Consider the following 4465-nt stretch of genomic DNA (forward strand, 5'->3'; position numbering starts at 1 on the left):
GAGGTGTTCGGCATCAACAAATCCTTCCTCGTCCTGTTCATGATGATCATCGGCGGTCTTGGCTCGATCTTTGGAAGCTTTGCGGGCGCGGCATTCCTTGTGCTGCTGCCGGTGCTTTTGAAAAACGCGCTGGTTGGCGGCATGGGGTGGCCCACCGATCTTGCGGCGCATCTTGAATTCATCATTGTGGGGGCGCTGATCATCATCTTCTTGATCGCCGAACCGCACGGGCTTGCGCAATTGTGGCGCGTGGCCAAGGAAAAACTACGGCTTTGGCCTTTCCCGCACTAGGGGCAGGCACAGGAGTACGGCGGGCAAGATCCCGCCCTGCGACAACCATCGGACAAAAACCAAGGGAGGAATAAACCGATGAAATTCAAACTGGCAACTGCCGCGATTGCGGCTGTGATGGCTGCGGGGCCGGCGCTGGCTGATCTGACATTCAGCGCGCTGAGCTATCGCACCGGGCCCTATGCGGCCAATGGCATTCCGTTTGCGGATGGCTATATCGACTATTTCACGCTGCTGAACGAGCGCGATGGCGGTATCAACGGCGAGAAGGTCAACATCGTCGAATGCGAGACCGGCTATAACACTGAAAAAGGTGTGGAATGCTACGAGTCGACCAAAGGCTCGGGCGCGCTTGTCTATCAGCCGCTCTCGACCGGCATTACCTATCAGCTGATCCCCAAGGTGACCTCGGACAACATTCCGCTGCACTCGATGGGCTATGGCCGGACCTCGGCCAAGAACGGCGAAGTATTCCGCAATATCTTCAACTATCCCGCCAACTATTGGGATGGGGCAAGCCACGCCGTCACGCATATCCTTGACCTCAACGGCGGTGACATCAGCGGCAAGAAAATCGCGCTGGTCTATCACAACTCTGCCTATGGCAAAGAGCCGATCCGCACGCTGGAAGAGCTTGCGAAAAAGCACGGTTACGAGCTGACCTTGCTGCCTGTTGACCACCCCGGTCAGGAGCAAAAGTCGCAATGGCTTCAGATTCGCCGCGAAAAGCCGGATTACGTGCTGATGTGGGGCTGGGGCGTGATGAACCAGGTTGCCGTTCAGGAAGCCGCAAACATCCGTTTCCCGATGGAAAACTTCATCGGTATCTGGTGGTCGGGGTCGGAAAACGACGTGCTGCCTGCTGGTGCGGGCGCGAATGGCTATAAGGCGCTGACCTTCCATAACCTGGGCGATGATTACCCGGTTTATGCCGATCTGCAGAAATATGTTGTGGATGCAGGCAAGGCCGCCGGGGCCGGCGATCAGCTTGGCACCGCGCTTTATAACCGGGGCATGTATGCTGCGATGCTGGCAGCCGAAGCGGCGAAAACCGCGCAGGACCTGCATGGCACCACTGCGATCACCCCTGCGATGATGCGCGACGGCATGGAAAACCTTGAGATGACCGAAGCGAAAATGGCCGCGCTTGGCCTTCCGAAATTCGGCCCCGAGTTCAAGGTGACCTGTGAAAACCACGGCGGCAACGGCTATGGCGCCGTGGCGCAGTGGGATGCCGATGCGGGCAAATGGAGCCTGATCACCGATTACTTCCAGTCGGATCAGGAAATTCTCGCACCGCTGGTCGCAGAAGATTCGGCCGCTTATGCCGCCGAGAACGGCATCGAGCCGGGCTGCTAAGCCAGTGATATTTTCCCCGGCCGCAGCAATCGCGGCGGCCGGGGAAATTTGAGTATTTTTGGAAAGATGAAAGCAGGGCCGAGTGCCCGACCGGGACGGAGACACGGGATGTTGGATGCAGGACCGAGTGACGAGACCCTTCTTGAGGTCAACAATATCGAGGTGATCTACAATCACGTCATCCTTGTGCTGAAAGGTGTCAGCCTGAAGGTGCCGAAAGGCGGGATCACGGCCCTTTTGGGGGGCAATGGCGCGGGCAAGACGACCACGCTCAAGGCGGTGTCGAACCTGCTTAGGTCCGAGCGTGGCGAGGTCACCAAGGGCAGCATCACCTATCGCGGCGAACGCGTGCAGGATCTGATGCCCTCTGACCTTGTGAAAAAGGGCGTCATTCAGGTTATGGAGGGGCGCCATTGTTTCGAACATCTGACTGTCGAGGAAAACCTGCTGACTGGCGCCTATACGCGCGGCTCGTCGCGGGGAGAGATCGATGAGGATCTCAACAAGGTCTATGAGTATTTTCCGCGCCTGAAAGAGCGTCGCAAAAGCCAGGCGGGCTATACCTCGGGGGGCGAGCAACAGATGGTTGCCATTGGCCGTGCCCTGATGAGCCGCCCCGAGACGATCCTGCTCGATGAGCCAAGCATGGGGCTTGCACCGCAGCTTGTGGAGCAGATTTTCAACATCGTGAAGACGCTCAACGAAGAAGAAGGCTATACCTTTCTTCTGGCCGAGCAAAACACCAACGTAGCCCTGCGGTTTGCGCATTATGGCTATATCCTGGAATCGGGACGGGTCGTTATGGATGGTCCGGCCAAGGACCTGCGCGAAAACCCGGATGTGAAAGAGTTTTATCTGGGCATGTCGGACGAGGGCCGCAAATCGTTCCGCGACGTGCGCAGCTATCGCCGCCGCAAGCGTTGGCTGAGCTAAGAGATCAGCCTTGCGTCAGCTCAGCTCTCAATGCCTCGATCAGCTCGAGCGCCTCTTCGCGGGTGTTGCAGATGTTGGGGCGAAAGCCCTGGCTTTCCGCCCGAAGGCGAATGTCGGCCTCGGTTTCCGATCCGGCGGCATAGCGCACCGAGCCCAGAGAGGCGGCGATGTTAAGGCGTTTGCCGCGGTGGGCGTATTGGATCCAGGCCGCGGGCATGATCTGACAGCCGTTCATGTCCACCAGAAAGAACCATTTGCGATCTCTCTCTTTGATGCGCTCTTCGATGTAGTCGTAAAAGTCGTTGACGTCCCTGCTGTGGTGAAAGGTGAAATGCGAAAAATCGACATGCATAATCACGGTTTCGGGGTCGAACGACAGGCGGCCGAGAAAATCGGCCAGGGTGTGGTTGGGCGCGTGGATCAGCCGCTTGCGGCGTTTGCTGGGCAGCTCCCTGATACGTGCAATGGCGGCATAGCGATCCGAGAAAAGGTTCGGGTCAAAGGCCTCGGTATTGGCCGCACGCTCGATCTGGCGGCGGGTGACGTCAGAGGCGTCAAAGCGGACCGACCCCATGGAATGCGCCATGTTCAGCGCCTTGCCGCGCCGCGAATAGGCGGTCCAGGCGACCGGGTCGATCCGGGTTTCGTTGAGATTGACCAGAAAGAACCAAAGCTCTTCGCCGCTGTCGGCAATACGCCGTTCAAGGCGGTCATAAAAGCGGTTCACCACTTCGCTGCTGTCAAAATGAAAGTCGGAAAAATCGGCCTCCATGATTTGCAGCGTATCGTCAAATCTGATCCGGGAATCAATTTCGACCAGATCGGGTGCGGTAGACATCTGCGCTTTACTCATGGTCGGGTCCTCGGAACTCATGCGCCATCGCATTATTTGTATGCAGTGGTATGCGGAACTTCGCCCAAGAGGCCTTTCCAATCAATTGGTCAAGCTGTCGCAACGTAAGGCGGCGGACAAAGGATATGACTATGACCCAGTATTTCGATGATCTTGAAACGCGCAGCCCCGAGGTGAGGGCAGAAGCGATATCGCGCGCCTTGCCAGCGCAGGTTGCGGCGGCGCAGGCCTTGCCGGGCTATGGCGGGACGCTAGGTGATGTGGACGCGGCGGCGATTGCGACGGTTGCCGATCTGGCCCGGTTGCCGGTCCTGCGCAAATCCGATCTGGGCAAGGCGCAGGGAAATGCCATGCCGTTTGGCGGGCTGACGACGCGGCCCGCCCATGGGTTCGCTCATGTTTTTCAATCGCCCGGACCGATTTACGAACCCGGTGGATCCGAGCATGACTGGTGGCGGATGGGCCGGTTCCTGCATGCCTGCGGGGTCGGGCGGGGCGATATCGTGCAGAACTGCTTCGGGTATCACCTGACGCCGGCGGGTATGATCTTTGAAAATGGCGCGCGCGCGGTCGGGGCGGCCGTACTGCCCGCAGGCACCGGGCAGACCGAGCTTCAGGCGCGCGCGGCGCATGACGTCGGGGTCACGGCCTATGCCGGTACGCCGGATTACCTCAAGGTGATTCTGGATAAGGCCGACGCGCTTGGCTTGTCGCTCAAGATCACACGGGCGGCGGTTGGGGGCGGGGCGCTTTTCCCGTCGCTGCGTGCGGAATATGCCGATCGCGGCATTGCCTGTCTGCAATGCTATGCCACCGCCGATTTGGGTAATATCGCCTATGAAAGCCCCGCGCAGGAAGGGATGATCGTCGATGAAGGCGTGATCGTCGAAATCGTGACCCCCGGCACCGGTAACCCGGTCGCCCCCGGCGAGGTGGGCGAGGTCGTGGTGACCACGCTGAACCCCGATTACCCGCTGATCCGTTTTGCGACAGGCGATCTGAGCGCGGTGATGGAGGGGGCAAGCCCCT

General features: G+C 59.2%; 4 protein-coding genes and 1 pseudogene. 4 read left to right on the forward strand and 1 reads right to left on the reverse strand.

The features are described 5' to 3' along the window. The 3 genes and pseudogenes from QZ522_RS17960 to QZ522_RS17970 form a co-directional block, all read left to right on the forward strand. Window positions 1–291: pseudogene (locus QZ522_RS17960) on the forward strand (branched-chain amino acid ABC transporter permease); the annotation flags it as partial. A 78-nt stretch (window positions 292–369) separates the two neighbouring features. Further along, the gene (locus tag QZ522_RS17965) at window positions 370–1650 is read left to right on the forward strand and encodes an ABC transporter substrate-binding protein (protein WP_294614824.1); all 1281 of its coding nucleotides are present in this window, start codon (window positions 370–372) and stop codon (window positions 1648–1650) included. Between the two features lie 108 nt (window positions 1651–1758). Beyond that, on the forward strand, window positions 1759–2583 hold the full coding sequence (locus QZ522_RS17970; RefSeq protein ID WP_294614827.1) for an ABC transporter ATP-binding protein: 825 nt from the start codon (window positions 1759–1761) through the stop codon (window positions 2581–2583). 4 nt (window positions 2584–2587) lie between these two features. On the opposite strand, the gene QZ522_RS17975 is transcribed toward QZ522_RS17970, so the two are convergent. Next, window positions 2588–3436, reverse strand: a complete 849-nt coding sequence (locus QZ522_RS17975; RefSeq protein ID WP_294614830.1) for a hypothetical protein — start codon at window positions 3434–3436, stop codon at window positions 2588–2590. Window positions 3437–3567: 131 nt separating this feature from the next. Between QZ522_RS17975 and QZ522_RS17980 the strand changes: the two genes are divergently transcribed. Continuing rightward, on the forward strand, window positions 3568–4465 hold an 898-nt coding region (locus QZ522_RS17980; RefSeq protein ID WP_294614833.1), incomplete at its 3' end, for an AMP-binding protein.

The organism is uncultured Roseovarius sp. (genome assembly GCF_913054395.1).
Taxonomy (GTDB): Bacteria; Pseudomonadota; Alphaproteobacteria; order Rhodobacterales; family Rhodobacteraceae; genus Roseovarius.